We start from the raw sequence: 23,872 nt of genomic DNA on the forward strand, positions 1-23,872 counted from the left end.
TTTCTTGCTCTTCTTGGTGCCTGTCACTTGTCGAATTTTAAGAGCGCTCAAGCACCGATACGAGCAAACGGTGCACGACTTCATGATCACGTACATCGTGTAAGCGATATTCTTTACCAGGAAGCGTATACCATTCCTCTGCCCCTACATATGTGATGCGAAGCGAGAGATTGCCTTCCTCATCACAGGAAGTACGCAGCTCAAGTTCCCCGCTAATCACACCCACTTCTTCGGTCATAACACCATTAGATGCAGTGAAAATCGACGATTTCTGTTCCATATGAGTGCACCTCCTGACTAGCAATAATTAAACTATAACACTATCAACGAACCCTAACTTAATAACTACACGTATTCAGCATGCTCTGTAGAGCAGATTTCTCTGAAGACTGAAGGTGTAGGTCATAGACATACTTCGTATTAATCCACCACTTCGCATAACCGCAGTGAGCGCTGTAACGCGTTGGCTTCCAAGTAGACGGATCCTGGTCACCCTTGGAGCGGTTACTGCTCGCCGTCACTGCAATGAGATGAGGACCATCAAGGTCATTCGCGAAATCCTCACGCTTTTGTGTGCTCCAACTACTTGCTCCTGAACGCCATGCCTCTGCCAAAGGCACCATGTGGTCGATATCGAGATCGGACGGATCATACACAGTCACACCATCAAAGTAGCTGTACCATTTACCAGATGTTACAGGACAGTCACCGCTGTAATAATCAGCGTCCCGCTGCAGCACCAACTGACGCGTGTCACAGCCATTCCCCTGTCCGATCCAGTGTGGAAATTTATCACGGGAGTATCCTGACATAGAGTTTTCAGACTGTACATTCAATGAATTCAACTGAGATTGAGCGGCAGACTTAGACGGTGTTCCAGGAGGAATCGCGAGAGCCGACGGCAGACCAAATTGATAGCCAGTAAACAACAGAACCAACGTAAAAACAACTAGAATCGATTTCTTAAACACAGTAATGCCTCCTATTTTTTTGTTTTTTATGTACTAATACCTCCGTTCACTTTAGGTGAAGGAGATACTAATAGTCTTAAAGGCAAACAAGTGAATTGAGACAGATCAAGACGAGATGACCTCTTTATCAAGCGAAGTAATTACTATGTTCCTTTTATACAGTTGGTTCTTCTTTCCATTTGTGAACTGCGCTTTAAATCTAGCACAATTATCTAGCAATGTTCTATAGTTCAAAGACATATAATCAAAGTTGGTTCATATGAGCTAGTGAGCTTTCTATCATTTGTAAGTAGAAATTCCCTACAAATTGTACACGCTTAATAAAAATCGTGACCTTTGGATGATTTGGCAACCTGAATCAACTTCGTGTTCATCAATGAGCGCCCTACCCTCCTCCACCTTGATGTTCCTTGAATACTTTTCAGCTTTTTAGGTTCACAATACAACCAATAATGTTATACTATAAATTAATTAGTACGTCACATTAAGTTAAACGATATTAATAGTGTGTTACATTTAGGCAGAGACAATTCTTATATTGAGTACTTCCCCTGTACATAACACCCAAGTTCACATCCAGGAGTTGAATTTTAAAAGAAAAGGAGATTGATCGTGACGAAAAAAGAAACGGTCTATGTCGTATCAGATTCAGTCGGAGAAACAGCTGAGCTTCTAGTAAAAGCTGTAGCAAGCCAATTTTTCGGGCAAGAAGTCGATATTAAGCACTTTTCTTATGTAGAGGACAAACAGGATATTAACAATGTGATTACTGTCGCGAAGTACAATCATTCCATCATTGCTTACACCATCGTCTTAGAGGAGCTAAAACTCGAGCTAGACCGAAGAGCCCACGAGGAAAACGTGATTGCTGTTGATTTAATGCAGCCTTTGTTGGACGCCTTCACTCAGAAATTTAATATGCAGCCTCATCGTCAACCAGGTCAAATGCGCAAGCTAGATGAGAACTATTTTAAACGGGTGGAAGCGATTGAGTTTGCGGTGAAATACGACGACGGGCAGGAAGTCTGGGGACTAAAGAATGCAGACATCGTCCTCGTTGGGGTGTCTCGGACATCGAAGACCCCTCTCTCGATGTATCTAGCAAACAAGCAATATAAGGTAGCGAATATACCGCTTATTCCAGAAGTCCCACCCCCTGCGGAACTTTTTAACGTCCCCAGGAAAAAATGCATCGGGTTGATGATATCACCTGAGAAATTATATGAAATTCGAAAAGAACGATTGAAAAGTCTTGGGTTAACAAACTCAGCCAATTATGCCTCACTCGAACGAATTTTTGATGAAATGACAAGCGCTGAAAACATTATGAAACGCATCGGATGTCCTGTAATCGATGTTTCAAATAAAGCGATTGAAGAGACAGCTGATATTATCTTATCTATCATTCAAAAAAGGGAGAGCTTGATATAATGGACAACAAATTTGTATTCCTATTTGATCATTCGAAAAATGGTGGCAAGGAACTACTCGGTGGTAAAGGAGCGAACTTAGCAGAAATGACCCGCATTGGGCTGCCTGTTCCCTACGGATTTACAATTACGACCGATGCTTGTAAAGCGTATTACGATGCTGGTAAGGCCCTCTCGTCTGAAGTTAAATCTCAAGTATTAGAAGCACTAACGAAACTTGAAAACAAAACGGACAAACAATTTGGAAATCCAATCAACCCGCTTCTTGTATCTGTACGTTCAGGAGCTGTTCATTCCATGCCAGGCATGATGGACACCGTTCTTAACCTTGGAATGAACGATGATACTGTAAAAGGTATGGCTGAACTAACGAATAACCCTCGTTTCGCATATGATTCCTACCGTAGATTTATTCAAATGTTCAGCAGTGTTGTGCTAGATGTCGCTCACTACCATTTTGAACACCATTTAGAAGATTACAGGGAAAGTAAAGGGTACCAATCTGATACTGAACTATCAGCTGAAGATTGGAAGGTAGTCATAGAAGAATATAAATCCATCGTGCGTAAAGAATCGAAACAACCCTTCCCTCAGGATCCTAAGGAACAGCTTTTCCTTACAATCGATGCTGTGTTCAATTCATGGAACAATCAGCGCGCCATCCTCTATCGTCGCCTTCACGATATACCAGGTCATCTTGGGACGGCTGTTAATATTCAAAGCATGGTATTTGGAAATATGGGAGAAGATTCGGGTACAGGAGTCGCGTTTACACGCAACCCATCCACCGGAGAGTCGAAGCTTTATGGAGAATACTTAATCAACGCGCAAGGCGAGGACGTCGTTGCAGGCATCCGTACACCACAACCGATTTCCACTCTTCAAGATGAAATGCCTGATGTGTTTCAACAATTTGTCGAGACTTGTAATCTATTAGAGAACCATTACAAAGATATGCAAGACATCGAGTTTACGGTGGAAAACGGGAAACTGTTTATCCTCCAAACTCGCACAGGGAAACGAACGGCCCAGGCAGCGATTCGAATCGCGGTTGAAATGGTCAAAGAAAAGATTATGGACGAGCGTACGGCCCTCTTGCGTGTCGATCCTGATCAGCTCAGTCAGCTTCTGCATCACCGACTCGATCCTAACCATAAGAGTAGCCAGTTAACAACAGGCTTGCCTGCTTCCCCAGGCGCTGCGACAGGAATCGTCGTTTTTGATGCGGATGAAGCCGAGGTACGAGCAAAGAATAAAGAAAAAGTTATTCTCGTTCGCCCTGAAACAACACCTGATGATATTCATGGAATTGTCGCTTCAGAGGCGACCGTTACGAGCCGAGGAGGCATGACGAGTCATGCAGCGGTTGTAGCAAGAGGGATGGGAAAAGCCTGTATTTGCGGGTGTGATTCATTGAAAATTAACCTAGAGGCAAAACAATTTATGGTAGGATCAACAACTGTCCATGAAGGGGATACCATTACGATCGACGGTTCAACAGGTCATATCTTCCTCGGTGACATTCCGATGATCGAACCTGAGCTATCCGATGATTTCCTCTTACTGCTTCGCTGGGCCGATGAAGAAGCAACGATGCAAGTTAGAGCCAATGCGGATAACCCAGTCGATGCAAAGAAAGCACTAGATTTCGGAGCAAAAGGCATTGGACTGTGTCGTACAGAGCATATGTTTATGGATGCTACGCGCATTCCTACAGTAAGAAGTATGATTCTATCTGAAACAATCGAAGAACGAAAAGAAGCTCTTGAGAAACTTCTTCCTATGCAGCAAGAGGATTTCGAGGGAATCTTTGAAACGATGCAGGGTCATCCCATCACAGTACGGTTACTAGATCCACCTCTACATGAGTTTTTACCAGATAAAGAAGAACTTCTTGTTGCGGTGACGAAGCTTCAACTGACAGATCCAGACTCAGCCGAATTACTTGAAAAGCAAAACCTTCTACGAAAAGTAAAGGTATTAGAAGAATCAAATCCGATGTTAGGGCATCGTGGTTGTCGTTTAGGAATGATTCACCCTGAAATCTATGAAATGCAAGTTATCGCCATCTTTAATGCGATGTCTACTGTGATGAAAAAAGGAATCAGTGTGAAGCCTGAAATCATGATTCCATTGGTCAGCCATGTGAATGAACTGAAAGAAATGCGTCAGTTGGTTCTCAATATAGGGAATCAGCTTCAGGAAGAAACAGGTCAAGATTTCAACTACCTGATTGGAACGATGATTGAAACCCCTCGTGCTGCACTAACAGCCGATAGAGTTGCCGAAGAAGCTGACTTTTTCTCTTTCGGAACGAATGATCTCACGCAAACAACCTATGGATTTAGCCGCGATGACGCCGAAGGAAAGTTTCTCCAACATTATGTGGACAACGACATCCTACCGAAAAATCCGTTTGTTTCATTGGATCAAGAAGGTGTTGGTAAACTAGTAGAAAGTGGTGTCAAACTAGGCAAGGAAACAAAACCTACCTTGAAAACAGGCATTTGTGGAGAGCATGGCGGTGAGAAAGAATCGATCTCTTTCTGCTTCCAACTCGGACTCGATTATGTAAGCTGCTCACCTTTCCGCGTTCCTTCCGCAAGACTTGCAGCCGCGCAGGCTACTATTCGTTATGAGGAAAGTAATCGACGGAAAGAACATCAGTATCATTAAAAAGATTGACAGCTATAACGCTTAAAATGGAATACACAATAATGAAGAGCACAACCAAAAGACCAGGTGATCAACAGATCGCCTGGTCTTTACGTCATTCACGCTCATCATTCAACTCATGCTCTTTGCTCTTCCAACCTATCTAGCAATTCTTCAAGGTTTGGATCATTGATATAGTTTTCAATCGTAATGACCTCTTTATTCGGATGTGCGTGTTTTGCTCTGTCTTTCAAATCTTTATGAACAACGATAATGTCAGAATGGTCTGGCGCATCTTCTATTCTGTAATGCTTGACTTCCAACCCTTCTATCCCTTTTTTCTTCAATTTCTTTCTAAATGTTGTCGCACCTAACGCACTACTTCCTGCGCCTGCGTCACAAGCGAATGAAACGGTATTGATGTCTTCATTCTTCTTAGTATTTTCACTACATGCATTGGATAGTTGTTTTCCTTGTTGTTTCATAGCTTTTGATTTCTCGACCGATTGGGTAAGCTCTTCATCGTCATCATCTTTATTCTTTTCCATTTTAAGAATAAGAGAAGTAACGATAAAGGTTACGACAGTAGAAGCCAGCACTCCAGCAATGATGCCGAGAAAGCTTCCTTTAGGAGTTAAGCCAAGATAAGCAAATATCGAACCAGGACTTGGTCCTGCCACGAGGCCCGCATCAAATACACTAAATACCGCGATACCTGTCATTCCTCCAAGGATCATCCCTATGATTGTAAGGGGTTTCATTAGTACATAAGGGAAATATAGTTCATGAATTCCACCTAAGAAGTGGATGATCATTGCGCCAGGAGCTGTCCGTCGAGCTGCCTTCTTACCAAAGAAGGTAAATGCTATTAGCAAACCAAGACCTGGTCCAGGGTTTGAAGCGACAGTAAAGTAAATCGATTTCCCCGTTTCAGCAGCCGCTTGCATGCCGAGTGGATAGTATATCCCCTGATCGATCACGTTATTTAGGAATAGAACTTTCGCCGGTTCATTTATAAGAGAAAGTAATGGCAACAATCCAGTAGCAACAAGTGCCTCAATCGTTGAGGTTACAAAGTTATTCGCCGATTCGATCACTGGACCGATAAAATAGAACGATACGATCATTAACAAGAAACCTAGAATTCCAAGCGAGAAGTTATTAACGATCATTTCAAATCCAGCTGGGACTTTATTTTCAATCGCCTGGTCAAATTTCTTTATGATCAACCCACCTAATGGACCGATCACCATTGCGCCGAGGAACATCGGAATATCTGATCCGACGATCAAACCGATTGCGCCGATCGCTCCCATAACAGCTCCTCGTTGACCCCCGACCATACGGCCTCCCGTTATTGCGAGTAGCAAAGGAAGCAAGTATGTAATAGCTGGGTCTACAATTGTAGCGAGGTCTTCGTTCGGAATCCAACCTGTAGGTATAAACAAAGCTGTTAGTAGACCCCAGGCGATAAATGCGCCGATATTTGGCAGAACCATATTCGTTAAGAATCCACCAAATGCCTGGACTCTAGCTCTTGTGGTAGGGCGATTCATTTCTACTACGTTGCTTTCATTCGTTGCCTTTGCAGGACTTCCCATCTGTATCTCCCCCTCTTTATGGTATTAAGCCTTACAAACGGTTGAACTTATTCAACCGTTTGAATCAAATCCAGAATTTCTTCTTCACTGTTTAATTTTTCAAGCTTTTCTTGTACATCATCTTCAATCAGTAACGAAGATAAGTCAGAGATCAAGTCTAAGTGACCAGTCGTATCTTCAGCAGCTAATGTGAATAGTAGATTAACTTCTTTCCCTTCTGGAAATGCTACAGGCTCTTCTAACTTTAGAAGTGATACTCCTGTTTTAACGACGCTGTTATCTTTATTTTGAGCATGAGGCATCGCAATTCCTGGAACAATAACAATATACGGTCCATTTTCGTGAACGTTTTGAATCATATCATCTACGTACTTCTCAGTAATGTTTCCACCTTTACTTAGAGGAGTAGCAGATTCTTTAATCGCTTCCTCCCATGAGTTTACAGAATTTAAAAATTGTACATTTCCTTTCAAATGTTGGCTTAGCATAGGTAAAGCACCCTTCCTTAGTCGTATTAGTTTTTGAGTGTTGCTTCTTTTTTTAACTGAAGATAAGTTTCTTTGATCTTTAATAGAATGTTAGATTCTTTTATTTGAGTGAAATGCGTGATTGCCTGTTCAATTCCGTTCTCTTCGATATACGCTTGAAGAGCAACGGATTCTTCATCCTCTGGATTATTAAATAGAAACGCTCCTGCTATTGCAGTTGTCAGATTTCCAATAGGTAAATTCATTTTCGAAAGAGCTACTGTTGGTTTAACCAACCTTTCTTCAGGTCCTAGTTTTCTGATCGGGGCCCGTGCCACTCTTTGAATATCATCGTTCATATTCTCGTTTTGAAAGCGGCGAATGGTGTTTTCAATAAATGTAGCCAATTCCTCTTCTTCCATCTCATAAGTGTGTGTAAAGTAACCAGCAGCCTCATGCATGGTTTTTCGTACGAATTCTTTCAGGCGCTCATCCTTAAATGCCCGTTGAATAGTTGGATACCCTTTAAGGTGAGCCATGTACGCTGTCGTCGCATGTCCCATATTCACGATGAACAATTTCCGTTCTATATAAGGCATCAACGTGTCAACGTAAGTTGCATCCGTTAGTTGAGGTAGCTTCTCATTCACCAGTTCAGACCGATTAATGACCCATTCGTAATATGGCTCTACGAGAGCGACATTCCCTTCACTTCTTTCTCCTGAAAGTGAAAGACGATCGATCGCAGAGTTTGGAAAGCCAACGTACGAACTCAGTTCTTCCACTTCTTCTTTAGAAAGAATCTTTCTTATTTCTTCTTTCAATTGAGACGAAGCATTTATTGCATTTTCATTTGCCATTACATCAATAGTTGGTTTGTTCAGTTGCTTTCTCTTAAGGAGACCCTGCGATAGAACAGGAGCAATTCTTGGGAGATTATGAACCCCAACAGATGTCGTGATAAAATCTGCTTCGACAATTTCATCGATAATTTCGTTATGAGCACTTGTATGTACCCCTCTAACAGGGTAAACGGTTTCTTGTGTACGATTTTTATCCAATAATTCGATCACATACCGCTTTTTTTCATTGATTTGATCAATAAGGTGCTGATCTGCATCCACAAAGCAGAGATGATATCCTGTTTGATTAAGTAAGTATCCGATCAAACCTCTCCCAATATTACCTGCACCAAAATGTAACGCTTTCATTTTATAACCCCCTTTATACTTGTCCCTTTTCGCAATTCTCTCTTTCAATCATTAGAAGTTAGTATAATATTCCCAGAAACAAGCGTCTATAGATAAACAGAAATTAATCGCCTTTTCGTTACTATCATTTGCTAGAAAGGTGGCATTCGCTCTCTCACTGATCCCTTCGATTCTCACCACTAAATCGAAGGGACTTGTGAAAGACCTTTCTAGGAATCTACTATTCTAAGTTCGCATGGTACTCCCAAAGTGAATTCAATTCGATATTCTCTTTTCGCACGAGCATCAATGCGATCGTGTCGCCGAGTAGAAGTAGACTCTGTTCGAATAGACTCTTCATTGGTTGATGTGATTGTACTTCTTTCTCTGATTCTGGATTTGAACTGATAGGAAGACGAACGAACACATCTGCATAGTGACTCATCGAACTAGTTGGATTCGTACCGATATGAGCGACAGTTGCGTTCAGTTCTTTCGCTTTCTTCGCGATGATGAGTGGGAAAGCTGTTTCGCCACTACCTGAACCAACAATCAACAAATCATTATCGGTCATCGCGGGTTCTGTTACTTGTCCAACCACATAGGTTTGTACACCGAGGTGTGCAAACCTTTTCGCTATTGACTGGAGAGAAAGTAACACTCTTCCTACGCCCACAAAGAATACTTTTTCTGCCTTATTAATGTGATTGATCAGATTATCAATTTCATCATTGTTCACATTCGATAGCGTAGACGTAAGTTCACGTGTAATAACATCAGTTGCTTCTTTAAAGTTAACCATTAATAGTAGCCTCCTCTTGTAATCCTTCACGAATAAGGGTTTCAATAATGTTCTTGTTATCGCTCAAACTATTGCTTTTATCAAACAAACTAGTACTTCCAGCTACAAGGATGTCTGCTCCAGCTCTTACAAGGGTTGGAATCGTTTCCATTGAAACGCGACCATCCACTTCGATTTTCGTATTGAGTCCCAATGATTTGATGAGCTTCGACAAGTCTTCTACTTTCTTCGCTGCATAAGAAACTTGCTTTTCACCTTTATCCGTTGCGAATCCTGGGTTGATCAACATGAGTAACACCGTATCGCATTGTGGAAGAACATAATCTAATTCAGAAAGGGAAGTCGATGGGTTTAATGCTACTCCCACTTTCGTGTCGTGCTTCTTGATTAAATTGATGTATCGATCAGTGTGAAGACTCGTTTCAAGATGAAACGTAATTTGGTCGACCCCAATCTTCAACATTTCTTGTATAAAGAACTCATTTGTATTCGCCATAATATGAACATCAAACTTCATATCTGTTATCTTTCTTAATTGTTCAATCGTATTGATTCCAAGAGGCATGCTTGGACTAAATGCACCATCGATGATATCGATATGTAATGTATCAAGTCCCGCTTCTTCAATTTCTCGAACACTTTTCTCCAGGTTGCAAAGATCTGCACACATAATGGACGGTGCAATGGTAATGCTTTTCTGCATGTTTGTGCCCCCTTGTTTGTTTTTATGCGCCTTTTCAATTATAATAATGCATGAACAAGAATATGTAAAGCGTTTACTTGCGTGTTTTTGCGTTTGTTTGCAACTTATTGCTGTTTTGAGATTCAAGTAAAGATAGGCATGATATACTTAAAGAAACAATAGAAGGGGTACTACGTTATGCTTAAACAAGAACGTCAACAGAAAATCATTGATATTCTAAACGATGAGCACAAAATAATCGCAAGTGACTTAAGCAAACGGTTATCTGTCTCAGAAGATACGATTAGAAGAGATTTGAAAGAATTGGATAGCCAGGGAATCATCAAACGAGTTCATAGCGGAGCTTTACGAAAAGGCCCACCAGTGCAGGACTTTTCAACGAGAAAAGAAATTTATAACGAAACGAAGTTGAATTTAGCTAACAAAGCCCTAAATTATATAAAAGATGAGATGGTATTATTGATCGATGGGGGAACAACGAACCTCCAATTAGTCCATCAGCTCCCATTGTCGTTAAAAGGTACCGTCATTACAAACAGCCCACCTATCGCGATGGCCTTTTCTAATCATACTGACATAGAGGTCATTATGATCGGCGGAACATTATTCAAGCAGTCTATGGTAAATCTGGGGATACACACATACGAAACGTTGAATGAAATGAGGGCAGACCTTTACATTATGGGGATCTACAACATAGACCCTGAAAACGGCATAAGCGTCCCAAGTTCATCCGAGGCACTTATCAAACGCAAAATGACGTCTATCTCAAACGAAGTGCTAGGCATGGTTACTAATGATAAGTTAGATACAATTTCAAATCATATCGTCTGTCCAACCGACCACTTAACGTACTTAATTACAGAGAATGTGAATCCAGATATTAAGCGTTTGTATGAGAAGCAGGGGATCGCTATTAATGATTAGTTTGGGGTTTGATAGTTCGCAAGTTCGCAAGTGCCTGTCACCACCCGTTTTATGTCGCTTTTTGTCTTTTAATAAACAACGCCTAACCTCGAGATGTCATGAGGTTAGGCGTTGTTTGAATTACGGAGACGCGGAAGACTTGATTTCAAAATTTTTTAAAGTCATTTGTGCCTCATCAATATATTCGTATTACTGTCCCTACTATAAGACGAGAAGTTTGGATGATCCTCTACTTTGTCATAGTATGGAGAATTCAATTTCCTACAGTCTGCTCCATTTAAATCACCTCACTAAAAAGACCAGAAGCTCGACTCGAAGCTACCTGGTCTTTACATATTATATAAGCTGTCCTTAAATCTCCATTTCCCACCGCTCTTGTTGCGTTTTCTTCAACTGATCTTCTGTTTCCTGAGGATATACCGTGCGGAATTTATGGTTGTCTGCAGGAATGATTTCAATCATTTTGTCGATCATATCTTTCGGATCGAACAGATCATTTAACGCAGCCTGCTGCTTCTCGATCTCTTCTCTTGGGGTAAAGTTCTTATCCTCATCGTACCACTTCCACATTTCTTCAGCGCTTCGTTTGTTGAAGCCTGTATCGAACGCACCAGGATTAATGGTCGCGACCTGTACACCGAACTCTTTCAATTCATTATGCATCGTCTGAGCAATACCTTCGAGAGCGTGCTTAGAAGCCGTGTATGGACCTACGAACGGAGTAGCTGAAATACCAGCCATCGAGCTCATGAACACGATCTTTCCACTACCTTTTTTCACAAACTTTTGCGCAGCAATCTGTGCAGTCTCAAGCGTTGCGAACACGTTCACCTCAAACAATGCGCGGAACCGATCCATTGGCACCTCTCCGAGAGGACCACCTTCGTTGATCGCTGCGTTCGCTACGAAAATATCAAAATCGTACTCTTCGACCTGCTTGCGGTCCCGCTCATTTGTAATATCGAGCTTGAATACGTCGATATCAAGATCCTGCTCACGTGCTTCACGCAGCAAGTCCGTTTTCTGTGACGTTAATTCAGTTGTTGCAATTATCTTATGTCCCTTCTTCGCTAGACCAAGTGAAGCACCGCGCGCAAGGCCACTCCCTGCACCTGTAATGAAAATTGTTTTACTCATCGTGATTCCTCCAATTCATTCGTTAACTCCTGTCTTCCCGCTCATTCCTTGTTCAAAACAAAGTGAAGGTACTGAATGCGTTCAACATAAGATAGTAATTTCATCCGCCCCCAGAAGTAAAGTAGCTGACAGTAACACCTACTTGCCTCACCACTTTTAGATTTTGAGATGGGACAAGAAACCTGTCCCTTTGTCCCTTCACAGCGATGCAGCGTCTAGCAAAGCCTTGGTATACGAATTCCTTCTTGATTTATAAAGATCATCTAGCTCAAACTGGTCAACCATCGACCCTTCCTTCAGAACGATGATTCTCTCACACAGAAAGGTCACCGCCCTAATATCATGCGAGATAAATAGGATCGTTATGTTCAATTGTTGCTGTAGTTCTTTTAAGAGAGTAAGAATCTGAACTTGAACCGTCACATCAAGACTCGCTGTTGGTTCATCGCAAATGAGGAGTGAGGGTTCAAGGCTGATTGCCCTTGCGATATTTACTCGTTGCTTTTGACCTCCGCTAAGTTCGCCAGGGTAACGATCGGCTAGGTTACTATCGAGACCAACCAGCCCTAGAAGTTTTTCTGCAATGTCTTTATCAGAAAGACCATCCACCTCGATGAAAGAAGGTGTGAATTCACTGTAATTCTTCAGTGGCTCTAGGAGGCTTTTCCAGATTGGAAGCTTTGGGTTTAAGGCACTAGCTGCGTCCTGGAAAATCATCTGGACATTCTTTCGGTACGCTCGTAAGGGAGCACGTTTCTTAGGCGCAATCGGACTTTCTTGAAAGGTGATGGCTCCCTCCTGATAGGACTCTAGACCGATCAAGATTCTAGCTAATGTACTTTTCCCGCTTCCACTCTCTCCGACAACCCCAAGAGACTCACCTTGTTCCAAAGAAAAGGATAGCTGTTTCAAAGCTTGCAGGTTTTTGGAATACTGTTTTGATAGATTGTCGACTACTAGAATGCTCATATGGAATACACCCCCTCCGCGGACGATGCTTTTCGTTCCTTGGGAAGTGACAATAACGAAGAACAAAGCTTTCTCGTATACGGGTGTTGATGGTGGAAGCGGATTTGCTCTGTTGGTCCATCTTCCACAATAGCTCCCTGGTACATCACATGCATTCGGTCAGACCACTTATACGCTTGTGCAAGATCATGCGTGATCATCATTACGGCACAGTCCGTTTCTCTGCGTGCTTTATCAATATACTTCAGCACCTTTTCACCATTCATCAAATCTAATGCCGTCGTGACTTCATCACAAATGAGCATGTTCGGCCTAAGAGCGAGTGTCATCGAAATGGCAGCACGCTGCACTTGTCCCCCGCTCAATTGAAATGGATAGCTATTGTAGACCCGTTCGCTTTCCAAACCGGTTTCTCTCAAAACAAGAAGAGCTGCTTCTTTCGCTGCCTTTTTGGAGATGCGTTGATGGGTACGAATCGTTTCAATCATTTGCTGTCCGATTTTGATGTATGGGGTGAAACTTCCACGGTAGTCCTGAAAGATGATGCCGATTTCTTTCCCAAGTAGTAGGCGATGCTCGTTCTCACTCAGCTTCAATAAGTCTCGTCCCTTATACAAAATCTGCCCGTTCACTTTCATCTCGTCAGGTAGAATTCCGAGGATCGCTCTCGCGGTCAAACTTTTTCCGCTTCCACTTTCCCCGATCAAAGCAGCCATTTCCCCCCTCCCAATTTCCATATTGATGCCTTTAAGTAAGGGTTCGCCGCTCCTGCTTTCAATGGTTAAGTTGTTAACCGTCAGTAAACTGTTACTCAAATTCGGCCCCTCCCTCTACGAATATCATAATGACTTTTCAGACCATCTCCTAAAAGGTTAAAGCAAAGCACTGTTAGCATGATCGCTATCCCAGGATAAACCATTAACAAAGGCTTCACCTGAAAGTAACTTCTGCCGTCATTAAGCATTGCTCCCCATTCTGGAATCGGTGGCTGTGCACCGAGACCGATATAGGAAAAGGAAGAAACGAGAAGAATCACCTTTCCAACATCAATCGCTGCCATGACAATGATATCTGGTATAACCTGTGGCAAGATGTGCATGCGGATCGTCTTCAACGAACTTGAATTCGCTGTTTGTGAAACGAGAACGTACTCCTTCTGTTTTTCCGTGAGGACAAGTCCGCGAACGACGCGCGCATACACAATCCATCTAACAAGAACGATCGCAATCAGAAGATTCGTCAGATTTGGTCCAAGGATACCGGCAATTGCAATCGCCAAGATGAAATCAGGAAACGATAAGATACCATCTACGATTCTCATAAGAATGGCATCGACTTTACCTCCAATATACCCGGAGATGAGACCAACTGGTACGCCAATTAGAATGGCGACAACGATCGCAACGGTACCTAGTCCAATGGTCAGTTTCGCACCATATACAAGTCTCGCAAGTATATCTCTGCCAAGTTGATCGGTACCAAGCCAATGGATGGAAGAAGAATTTTGCAGTCTATTCCCCATATCCACTTGAAAAGGATCATGAGGAACAAGCGACCCACCAATCAGCGTCACACTTGTGATGAACACGGCGAGCAGAAGGCCGAGAACGAGATTGACGTTTCCTAAAGACAATGATGTTCGGATAACGGCTGTTTTCATCACATGGACTCCTTTCCATTGTATAGTTGAGGGTTGATAATCACGTACATGATATCCACGACCAAGTTGGATACCACAACAAGAAAGCCAATGATCAGAATATAGCCCTGAATCACAGGATAATCGCGCGACATAACTGCGTTGACGATCAACTCCCCCATCCCAGGCCACGAGAAGAGAATTTCAATAACTGTCACACCGCCAAGAAGACCGCCAATGCTTAACCCGAACATCGTAACGAGTGGGATGAGACTCCCCCTTAACGCATGAGAAAAAAGGATTCGTTTCTTCCCTAATCCCCGTGCTTTAGCGGCTTCAATGTACGAGCTTTGCAATGTAGCGATTAAACGCTCTCGTAAAAGCCTAATATAAAGCGGAGCCATGGCGACACCAAGTGTGACAGAAGGAAGAATGAAGTGAGCGAGTGTCGCCTTTCCCATAACAGGCAGCAGATTCAATTGCACAGAGAAAACGTAAATCAACATGATTCCAAGCCAAAAACTAGGGATAGAAGCCCCCGTCAAAGCGGTCCACCTGCTCAGGTAATCCGGCCAGCGTCCTTCATATACAGCTCCCAACACACCCATCGGAACGGCTATAATAAAGAGCACAACCAAACCGCCAATTGATAAAGAAAGAGTTGCCGGCAGCTTTTCTAGAATCATGTCCAAAACCGGTCTTTTAGAAATCAAGGACTCACCCAAATCCAGTTGAAGAACCCCAATGACCCACTCGCCATACTGCTCAAGAATGGGCCGGTCAAATTTGTATTCTTTCATTAACCGTTCCTCATCTGCTTTCGTTGCAGCCATGTCTTCCACGTTCAACATTGTCCTGATCGGGTCTCCCGGAGTAATCTTCATTAATAGAAAGGTAATAAAAGAGAGAACAAGAACCATAATAATTAATTGAAGCATTCTCGATCCGATAATGAGTAGAAATTGTTTCATACTGTTCACCTTCTAAACTGTTCTACGAGAAAAGTGAAAGCATCAAAAGATACTTTCACTCCTCTTCTATTCAACATCCATTTCATTTGTAATCAAATAATACTCTTCTGATCCCGGCTTCCAATTCTTCACCCGTTGGTTCACACCGACAATAATATGGGGATGAAGAATGAAGGACTGCGATACTTCTTCTTGAACGATTTCAACTGCTCGCTTCTGCAAATCAATCCGTTTTTCAAGATCAGCTTCTTTGTTAAGCTGCTTCGTTAGGTTATTCACTTCTGGGATGTTAATCTGACCTGGATTTAAAGAACCGTCAGGCAAATAAGATACATTGAGAAAATAGCCACCGTCTCCGCGAGGCGCCGTTAAATTGGAATAAGTAACAAGATCCCATTCTTGTTGCTGCTCCCACAGGTAACTGTCAATGTTCTCAACTGTTACGACGTTGACCTTGATTCCAAGATTAGCAGCCTCCGACTGAAAGTATTGAGCCATCATTGGAAGTTCTGGTCTGCCTTCATATGTTGCTAGAGTCAATTCAAGTTGCTTTCCATCCTTCTCTAGTTTTCCATCGGCATTTTTCTCATAGCCTGCTTCTCTTAACAGCATCTCAGCTTTCGCAGGATCATAGGCTGCAGGCTCTTTCTCGCTCGCAAACTTGAAATCCGGGTTAAATGGTCCACTGGCAGCTGTAGCGTGACCGTTCATGATTTCCTCAACAGCGACCGGTCGGTTCACTAACAGATCTAGGGCTTGCCGGACTTTCACATCCTGCAGTTCAGGTTTGGCGGAGTTATAGAGGAAGAAATGGACTCTTAAACTAGCAACCGATTCGACGCGCAGGTCGTTATGACTCTCGATTGGTTTCAATGATTCTGGAGGCAAGTGGTACGCGATATCCGCTTCGCCTGATTGAAGCGCTAGCGCACGAACATTTCCATCGGAGTTGAACTTGATGGTTACATGATCCAAGTTGGCCTCTCCATCCCAATACCTCGGATATTTCTTTAGTTTAATAGCTTCTTCTGATGAAAAGCTCTCCACTTGGAAGGCACCCGTTGCAATCGGCTTTTCACCGATATTCTCAGCATCTGTCTTAATGATCGATGCATTGGTGTGAACGAGCTCTGATAAGAAAGCAGGATACTCTTCTGTTGTCTTAAAGGTAATTTGCTGTCCATCCGCTTCCATCTTGTCGATCTTCAAAGCGGAATCTAGAGCTTCATTCACTTCAATAGCACGTTCAAAAGAAGCTTTGACTGCTTCCCCGTCCATTGTGGAGCCATCATGAAACGTCACATCATCTCTTAGAGTGAATACCCATGTTGTTTCGTCCTTCTGCTCCCACGATTCGGCAAGCCATGGCTGAATCTCAAGATTTTCTTCAATCTTGACAAGCGTTTCAGCTATCCCTGCACGCACTCCCATCCAATCTTGATGGGGATCGATTGTTTTCGAGGCAAAGCTGTATAACATCGTTAATGATTTATCTTCTGAGGTTGATTGATCTTTCTCTTCTTCCTCTGTCCCTGCCTCATTATTGCAAGCTGTGATGATCAATAGCAGAGCCAGTAGCAGGCCCGCTATGGTTTTCTTGTTTTTCATTATTGTTTTCTCCTTCAATATTAGATTCTTATATAGCTCCCGTCACTATTCAGTGAACAGATTAAAACAAAATCATTACGATTTAAAATTAAAAAATCCCCGAAATTTTAATAAACAATCCCCTCTCGCAAATCGTAATCGTTACTATTTAAAATTAACTACTATACTTACAGCATGTCCTCCCGTCAAATACTAATTATCCTCTTCTATTCAAACAAACTACTTTTTCCATACTGGTATGAAGGACACTTTCGCTCTTTCTACCGGCTGTTTTTTTCGAGATAGTAAGATGCATGAGGTAACGATAAGAATTCCTCCAGTTACAGTGAGTAGACTAGGCACCTCTGCCCAGAAAAGAAAGCCCCACAGGATGTTAAACACGATCCCTATATAACGAGCGATTTCAACGACGACCACACTTTCATGTGTAAAAGCCTTCGTTAAGAACACCTGCCCGAGCAGGGATACAACCCCAATCCCGACTAGAATAGCCAATTCTGTAGGCGAAGGAAGCACAAAATTGTTCCACATTAAGGGAATGGTAATAAGAGTACCAGTCGCCAAAAAATAAAACACGATCTCAAATGAATGATGCGCTTTACTTAGAAAGCGAATGCTCACAGCGGCAGCTCCTGCAAAAAGAGCACTTGCCACACCAACGAGAGCAAAAAGTGAGTAAGCTGAGTACGCTCCAGGCTTCGTTAACAACACAATTCCAACGAGAACCAGAGGCAGAATCAGTATGACTCGCTTTGAAACTCGTTCTTTTAAGAACAGATAGGAAAAGAACACCGCAAAGAATGGTGACAAATGTGCGAGAATGCTTGCATCCGCAAGTGGGATTTTTGAAATGGTATAGAAGTAGGCTAGTAAATACAGCGCTCCAAAGATCCCCCGCAACATCAAAAATGGAATCCCTTTCCTCGAGAAACGAACCTTGCTTCTCTTCATGAAGAAATAGATGAGGACCGTTCCTATGAAACTTCTAAAAAACACGATCTCTGAAGTTGGCACAGTGTCACTTATACTTTTGACGAGCACGTTCATAATACTGAAAATCAATGATGATAGAATAGCTAGTATGACGCCATTTTTCATAATATCTCTCTTTTCTCACTTCTCAATCCTCTGATCGGCTCACCTTTCAAGCACTGCCATTCGTGTACTTTCCGTTCGAACAATTGAATCAATCGGACGATTTCTGGCGTGCTGATCCCTCTTTCGACTCCCATGCAATGCATCTGCACTAAATTCTTATAGTCTTCGAATGGAATTCTAGGTACGCTCCATTCTCCGGACGCTGTTCTCGAAATCTGCTGATAAGGTACTTTCGAGAAATCAAAGTATGTCCCGTTGCTATCAGGTTTCGAAAAGGGATCGATCAAGATGGAAGCATAGCGAATATATAATAAGTACTCTTGCTTGACAGGTTCGAATTCATGGAACCCCTCTAGATCAGACCGTGACAGCGACTCATCATGTACAGGGTAGTTATCGTCATTAAGAAATTGAAGTAAATTAATTGGATTTCCCCCAACCTCCACGACGAGAGCGGATATCTCCTTCCACAACTTCACCATAACCCTGATGGTTTCTTGCGTAATGGGTCCTTCCGGATAAAGCTTGTACAGGGATTTCAAGGATTTGTTCTCAGAGAAGATTTCGTTTAATGAGAATGGATTAATAAAAAACGGAGGATGAACGTACGTCGTGATGTTCCTACATTCCACGTCAATCGGATTTTCCTTTACGACTGTCTCAATACCAGCTTCTTCTAAGAACCTCTCGACATGTTGGAGATGGAGACCCCCTTCTTTGTTTGTAGCAAGGTAGATCCGCTTTTTCACCGCCTTTGTGAACGAAACGAGGTCACCGTCCGGGACGAATTTAGTAGCAGCAAAATAAGTAGAAAGACTAATCACCTCAATGCTACGACCTGATTCGCGAACCAACTTACTAACTAATTCGTTCGATCCAATTACGGGTGACAATAAAATGATCGTCTGAAGTTGTGTTAATTTTTCTATACAAAGAGCCTGAAGGACGTCATGGTAGCTGTAGCTTGGAACGCATACGATCATCGCGTCAAATCGATCTTCAACGCTTGCTAACTCATCGTAAAAATGCGAAATCTTCACCTTGCCAGAAAGAGAAGGCCGATTAGGTGCGATCGCCGTAATCACATTTCCAGATTTCTCAAGCTGATTTTGAACTTCACACGAATGAGAGCCATTACGATTTACAATTGACACTTCGCTCTGCCAGCTCTTCGCTACAGCAACGGCTGTTTGTATCGCAGCGGGACCTGCCCCGACAATCAATGTATGCTGTAACCTCATATCAACACCTTGCTCTCTTTCTCAAGTACGAGTGTTTCGTAAATGCTGTCACTGTTCTCAGGAGGGACAGCATGCTGGAGCCAGTTACCTGTGATCATGTCATTGAACGGATAATTAAAAATAGATTTCAAACCGTTCCCAAATCTGACGATAACCTTCGTCCCATCCCACACCTTCTCCTTAAGAACCTCGATCACTTCGTGTTTATCTTTCACAAGAGAAGCAATAAAAACATGAGTGATCGTCTGAAAGTCATGTTGAGCTTTAATATCCCCATGCAGAAACGTAATCTGATTTTCAAGCCCAGATTTACGCGCCACTACCCTTGACAACTCAATGGCTACCTGATCGATGTCCAAGCAAATCACATCAGCACCTGTCTCTTTCGCAATCGTTAAAGCTGTTGTTGGAAAGGCTCCCGATCCAATAAACAGCACGTTTGATTCACTATGTATTCCGAAGTTGTCGTATTCATCCCTAACAGACTGTGCCAAAGACGACACGTATTGTCCAACTGGGAGTCCAACCTGCTGGGCTCGAATGGACTGGTATTTCTCCACGTCACATAGAGCGTTAACGGATGTTTCACGAAGCTGCTGTGAAAGTTCCTGAACTTCTTCTAACCCACTCCACTGATCCCATTTCACAATGTTCTCTTTCCGATTGATGAACGCACATAAATCATCCAATTTGCTCTTCAAGAGATCATAGCACCCATCGAATTCCTTTGCATATCGAGCGAGTTCCGCAATCTCCACCTCGATCACTTTTAACGAGCAAAGGAGTTCATATTTTTCTTTCAAGGTCGTCACCTCACTTTTCAGTTTTATAAACCGAAATGATTTCGATTTACATTCCAAAGTATAAGCAAGTCTTTTAACTATGTAAATCAGTTTCTGCTTCCTTTCATACAAATGATTCAATAGACCCTTTTGTGATGCCGGGATCCATTTCGACTATGTAAAGAGCACTCAAACCGATAAAATGCTTTATCTAGTAACGATTCCTAACATTTTTACCCCTATTGCAAAATGCGATGACCTGGACTAATTACCTAAAAGGAGCGCTGATGAATTGAATCATCCGCACCCCCCTAACTTTTTCGAAATGATGTACAAAAAGACCATTTCCACGGTGGAAGACAAATGAGTTAACTCATTTGAGCTCCTTTGGCTAGACCCTTGAAAAGGATATATGGATAGCCGCTTTGTTTTGTAGATTAGCCAATGCTAGATTCCCTCCTCTTCTTAACCTATCCAAACGATTACAAGAATTTCCACGAGGCGTCTACTGGGTTCAACTTATATAAAAGAAGTTGCTACTCACTTGAACCATTGATCCCCCTCCCCTCCATCATTCGATCCATACTGTCAGTTTTTGTTGAATGAATTTCCTTGTTTTTTGTTAATTTTCTAAATATTATGTAATTATGCGTTACCTATTTGTAAAAAGGGGGAAATTTGTTTGCAGAAGTTTATTAAAGCTAGTTTATCAACCGTTATGATTGCTGGTACTCTATTAGCTGGCGTACCAGGCGCCAATGCTACGAGTAACAAGGAAGGAGATTTCCTACATAAGCCGGGATCTACGATTCAAACTTCACTAGATTTGGCGATTGTAAATGATGAGAAACTAATCGATTCTTTCATTAAAAGGGGCATGCTTTCGAAAGACGCTTCTCAAGCTGAGAAACAATCTTTCCTTAAGAATTACTTGGAATTGAAAGGAAAAGAATCGAGTGTGAAGGAGAAAGATCCTCTTGCTTCAAAGGTAAAAGAAGCTGCATCTTCAAAACAGAAGAAGATGAAAGACTTTAACAATGGCCTTCTAAAAGGAAAAGGTGAGAAAAAAGGGCACTTGAAGGGCAATCCTGATCCAGTGAAAGAAGGCACTTCACCGGGCGTTGTGAAAAAAGGAAAGCTGCTAACGCTTATGGTAGAGTACTCTGATTTCCAGCACAATTCGATTAAACCGTCTGAAACAGATAACTATTACGCAGATTACGATAAAGAACACTTCGAGAATATGATCTTCGGAGATAAAGGCGAATTTAAAGGACCAAACGGAGAAGATCTTATTTCTCAAAAGCAATATTACGAAGAACAATCCGGTGGAACGTATACGATTGAAGGAAATGCTTATGGATGGCTGAAAGTGCCAGGTACAGCTGCTTACTACGGTGGCGATAAAGCTACCGGCGGCCACGATAACGTAAACCCTGGTGGCTCAAAGCAATTAGTAGTAGATGTCTATAACGCAGCATTAGCAGCAGGCATCCCTCTACAAGATTTTGACCTTGAAGATCCACATGATCTTGATGGTGACGGAAACTTCTGGGAGCCAGATGGCCTAGTTGATCACCTTCAAATCATTCACGCTGGAATGGGTCAAGAAGCTGGCGGGGGATCACTTGGTGACAATGCGATCTGGTCACATCGCTCAGCTAAATTTGTTGATAAAGATGGCCTTGGTAAAGGCTTACCAGGATTCTATGATTATACGATGATGCCTGAAGACGGCGCTACCGGCGTATTCGCTCATGAATATGGCCATGATCTTGGTCTTCCAGATGAATATGACACACAATACTCTGGTACAGGCGAGCCTGTTGGGTATTGGTCTCTAATGTCGAGTGGCTCTTGGGCTGGAAAGATCCCTGGTACAGAACCAACTGGTATTTCTCCTTGGGCTAAGCAATACTTCCAGGCAACACTTGGAGGTAAATGGACAAACCCTACCATTGTCGAGTGGGAAGATGTTTCAACGAAAGGTGCACAGTTCTTACTTGATCAGGCAAACTCACCTCTTGGTCAAAACAACCAGGCGGTTCGCGTCAATTTACCGAAAAAGAAAACACCTGTTAACACGCCAGCTAGCGGAAGCTATGAATATTGGGGTGGACAGGCAGATGAAATTGATACAAATATGGTAAAATCTATCGATCTTACTGGTAAATCTTCCGCTACGTTAACGTTCGATGCTTGGTATGATATTGAACCACAGTGGGATTTCGCATTTGTTCAAGTATCTGACGATAATGGCGCAACTTGGAAATCACTTGGAAACGATCATACAAGTTCAGACGTCGTGAGTAACGGATATCCGACAATTATTAATTCTATGCCAGGTTTCACAGGATCATCTGATGGATGGCAGGCACAATCTTTTGATCTATCAGGCTATGCAGGCAAACAAATTAAACTGAAGCTTCGCTATGCAACGGACTGGGGTGCTTCTTACATTGGATTCTTCGCTGACAACATTAAAGTCGTTGCAGATGGTCAAACTCTTGTGGATGACGGTGCTGAAGCTGAACAATCAACCTTTACACTTAATGGGTTTGAAAGATTCGACGGAAGTAAACTAACGAATCAATACTATCTACTTGAATGGAGAAACCATAAAGGCGTTGATAAAGGCCTTTCACACATCAAACGCGGTAGCTCACTCATGACCTATGATGGCGGACTAGTCGTCTGGTATGTGGATGATAGCTATACCGATAACTGGACAGGCGTTCACCCTGGTGACGGTTACCTTGGCGTCGTTGATGCTCACCAAGGAACAGATCTTAAGTGGAGCACTGGAGATAAAGCAGCTACACGTTACCACATTGCTGATGCGGCATTTGGCTTAAACGCTACTTCCGGTCTTAACCTTACCTACCCAGATAAGACGCTTCAACTTGGAAGTCAGGAAGCGGTCTCCTTGTTCGATGACAGCAACTCATTCTTGAACAACTATATGCCTGATGCTGGTCGTGATATTGATAAGCTAGGTCTTAAAGTTCGAGTTAACGGTCAGTCGAAGGATAAATCTGTTGGTTCGATCGTGATTTATAAATAAGTTGGTGCCTGTCACCACCCGTTTTATGTCACTATTTGTCTATTAATAGAACCGCCTCCCCTCATGACATCATGAGGGGAGGCGGTTCTTGTTATGGCTATACTTAAAGTTCAATCTCGTTTTTCCCTTTTGATCCTTGTGAAATTTCTTTTCCAAGTTTCCTTATTTGGCGAATTTGTCCTAAATTCATCCCAAGCCATGCTCCAATAAATGCGAAACTATCATTAGGAAAGTCCAAGGGTACAGAGCCTATATCTGATACGACTACCATCACTGTCAAACCAATCGCTATCACAAGAAGTAAGAGTAACCCTATACTCGCTTTTATCTTCCACTGCTTCTTCCCACGACGCTCGATCTCGAAGGTTTGTACACGCTGCATAGCCCTTGTACCTATAACCTTTCCTGTTAGTAGTGTGAACAACAGATTCACTACAATAAGCCATAAGATGGCACACAACACACCCAAAATGATTGGAGCTGAAACTGTTGCAACTTCTACAAAGAACCACAACAAGGCGAATACCACTAGCATCCCAAGATTGTTTTGTATTAATAGCTTCTTTTTTAATCGCTTCATTTCTTGTAAATCCCAATTTCCTTCTCCCATTGAACCT

The 23,872-nt window shown here is 42.4% G+C and carries 21 protein-coding genes; 4 read left to right on the forward strand and 17 right to left on the reverse strand.

The window, feature by feature from the left end:
- Positions 1-37: 37 nt before the first annotated feature.
- Both FBF83_RS05175 and FBF83_RS05180 read right to left on the reverse strand, forming a co-directional pair.
- Positions 38-280 carry a hypothetical protein gene (locus tag FBF83_RS05175; RefSeq protein WP_136946040.1) on the reverse strand — a complete coding sequence of 81 codons (243 nt, stop codon included), beginning with the start codon at positions 278-280 and terminating at the stop codon, positions 38-40.
- Between the two features lie 58 nt (positions 281-338).
- Positions 339-971, reverse strand: a complete 633-nt coding sequence (locus FBF83_RS05180; RefSeq protein WP_136946041.1) for an HNH endonuclease family protein — start codon at positions 969-971, stop codon at positions 339-341.
- Between the two features lie 612 nt (positions 972-1,583).
- On the opposite strand from FBF83_RS05180, the gene FBF83_RS05185 reads away from it, so the two are divergent.
- Both FBF83_RS05185 and ppdK read left to right on the forward strand, forming a co-directional pair.
- Positions 1,584-2,402: a pyruvate, water dikinase regulatory protein gene (locus FBF83_RS05185; RefSeq protein ID WP_136946042.1), complete on the forward strand. Its 819-nt coding sequence runs from the start codon at positions 1,584-1,586 to the stop codon at positions 2,400-2,402.
- Positions 2,402-5,077, forward strand: coding sequence for a pyruvate, phosphate dikinase (gene ppdK / locus FBF83_RS05190; RefSeq protein ID WP_136946043.1), 2,676 nt, complete (start codon positions 2,402-2,404; stop codon positions 5,075-5,077). Before FBF83_RS05185 ends, ppdK begins: the two co-directional genes overlap by 1 nt.
- A 116-nt stretch (positions 5,078-5,193) precedes the next feature.
- Here the strand turns inward: ppdK and FBF83_RS05195 are convergent, their stop codons facing one another.
- From FBF83_RS05195 to FBF83_RS05215, 5 genes are all read right to left on the reverse strand, one after another.
- Complete coding sequence (locus FBF83_RS05195) at positions 5,194-6,612, reverse strand: PTS mannitol transporter subunit IICB (protein WP_169525235.1); 1,419 nt, start codon at positions 6,610-6,612, stop codon at positions 5,194-5,196.
- A 92-nt stretch (positions 6,613-6,704) separates the two neighbouring features.
- On the reverse strand, positions 6,705-7,145 hold the full coding sequence (locus tag FBF83_RS05200; RefSeq protein ID WP_136946045.1) for a PTS sugar transporter subunit IIA: 441 nt from the start codon (positions 7,143-7,145) through the stop codon (positions 6,705-6,707).
- Positions 7,146-7,171: 26 nt separating this feature from the next.
- Entirely contained in the window at positions 7,172-8,335 is a 1,164-nt protein-coding gene (locus FBF83_RS05205) for a mannitol-1-phosphate 5-dehydrogenase (RefSeq protein ID WP_136946046.1), read from the reverse strand.
- Positions 8,336-8,555: 220 nt separating this feature from the next.
- Positions 8,556-9,116: a 6-phospho-3-hexuloisomerase gene (gene hxlB / locus FBF83_RS05210; protein ID WP_136946047.1), complete on the reverse strand. Its 561-nt coding sequence runs from the start codon at positions 9,114-9,116 to the stop codon at positions 8,556-8,558.
- A complete protein-coding gene (locus FBF83_RS05215) occupies positions 9,109-9,819 on the reverse strand; it encodes a ribulose-phosphate 3-epimerase (protein ID WP_136946048.1) in 711 nt (236 codons plus the stop codon). Before FBF83_RS05215 ends, hxlB begins: the two co-directional genes overlap by 8 nt.
- Before the next feature lie 177 nt (positions 9,820-9,996).
- Here FBF83_RS05215 and FBF83_RS05220 point away from each other — a divergent pair, with 177 nt between their 5' ends.
- On the forward strand, positions 9,997-10,746 hold the full coding sequence (locus tag FBF83_RS05220) for a DeoR/GlpR family DNA-binding transcription regulator (protein ID WP_136946049.1): 750 nt from the start codon (positions 9,997-9,999) through the stop codon (positions 10,744-10,746).
- A 351-nt stretch (positions 10,747-11,097) separates the two neighbouring features.
- On the opposite strand, the gene FBF83_RS05225 is transcribed toward FBF83_RS05220, so the two are convergent.
- From FBF83_RS05225 to FBF83_RS05265, 9 genes are all read right to left on the reverse strand, one after another.
- On the reverse strand, positions 11,098-11,883 hold the full coding sequence (locus tag FBF83_RS05225) for an SDR family oxidoreductase (protein ID WP_136946050.1): 786 nt from the start codon (positions 11,881-11,883) through the stop codon (positions 11,098-11,100).
- Between the two features lie 198 nt (positions 11,884-12,081).
- Entirely contained in the window at positions 12,082-12,852 is a 771-nt protein-coding gene (locus FBF83_RS05230; RefSeq protein WP_136946051.1) for an ABC transporter ATP-binding protein, read from the reverse strand.
- Positions 12,849-13,667: an ABC transporter ATP-binding protein gene (locus FBF83_RS05235; protein ID WP_240687980.1), complete on the reverse strand. Its 819-nt coding sequence runs from the start codon at positions 13,665-13,667 to the stop codon at positions 12,849-12,851. The genes FBF83_RS05230 and FBF83_RS05235 overlap by 4 nt, the downstream gene beginning before the upstream one ends.
- Complete coding sequence (nikC, locus tag FBF83_RS05240; RefSeq protein WP_136946052.1) at positions 13,664-14,512, reverse strand: nickel transporter permease; 849 nt, start codon at positions 14,510-14,512, stop codon at positions 13,664-13,666. Before nikC ends, FBF83_RS05235 begins: the two co-directional genes overlap by 4 nt.
- Positions 14,512-15,462 carry a nickel ABC transporter permease gene (gene nikB / locus FBF83_RS05245; protein WP_136946053.1) on the reverse strand — a complete coding sequence of 317 codons (951 nt, stop codon included), beginning with the start codon at positions 15,460-15,462 and terminating at the stop codon, positions 14,512-14,514. The genes nikC and nikB overlap by 1 nt, the downstream gene beginning before the upstream one ends.
- Before the next feature lie 66 nt (positions 15,463-15,528).
- Positions 15,529-17,070 carry a nickel ABC transporter substrate-binding protein gene (gene nikA / locus FBF83_RS05250; RefSeq protein WP_136946054.1) on the reverse strand — a complete coding sequence of 514 codons (1,542 nt, stop codon included), beginning with the start codon at positions 17,068-17,070 and terminating at the stop codon, positions 15,529-15,531.
- Positions 17,071-17,289: 219 nt separating this feature from the next.
- Complete coding sequence (locus FBF83_RS05255) at positions 17,290-18,168, reverse strand: DMT family transporter (protein WP_136946055.1); 879 nt, start codon at positions 18,166-18,168, stop codon at positions 17,290-17,292.
- On the reverse strand, positions 18,165-19,409 hold the full coding sequence (locus FBF83_RS05260; RefSeq protein WP_136946056.1) for an opine metallophore biosynthesis dehydrogenase: 1,245 nt from the start codon (positions 19,407-19,409) through the stop codon (positions 18,165-18,167). The genes FBF83_RS05255 and FBF83_RS05260 overlap by 4 nt, the downstream gene beginning before the upstream one ends.
- Entirely contained in the window at positions 19,406-20,212 is an 807-nt protein-coding gene (locus FBF83_RS05265; protein ID WP_169525192.1) for a nicotianamine synthase family protein, read from the reverse strand. The genes FBF83_RS05260 and FBF83_RS05265 overlap by 4 nt, the downstream gene beginning before the upstream one ends.
- A 661-nt stretch (positions 20,213-20,873) precedes the next feature.
- Here FBF83_RS05265 and FBF83_RS05270 point away from each other — a divergent pair.
- Entirely contained in the window at positions 20,874-23,255 is a 2,382-nt protein-coding gene (locus FBF83_RS05270) for an immune inhibitor A domain-containing protein (protein ID WP_136946058.1), read from the forward strand.
- A 103-nt stretch (positions 23,256-23,358) separates the two neighbouring features.
- Here FBF83_RS05270 and FBF83_RS05275 read toward each other — a convergent pair whose 3' ends face one another.
- Positions 23,359-23,865 carry a hypothetical protein gene (locus FBF83_RS05275; RefSeq protein WP_136946059.1) on the reverse strand — a complete coding sequence of 169 codons (507 nt, stop codon included), beginning with the start codon at positions 23,863-23,865 and terminating at the stop codon, positions 23,359-23,361.
- Positions 23,866-23,872: the final 7 nt, after the last annotated feature.

The sequence above is a fragment of the Guptibacillus hwajinpoensis genome, assembly GCF_005144865.1.
In the GTDB taxonomy this organism is placed as follows: Bacteria; Bacillota; Bacilli; order Bacillales; family Guptibacillaceae; genus Guptibacillus; species Guptibacillus hwajinpoensis_A.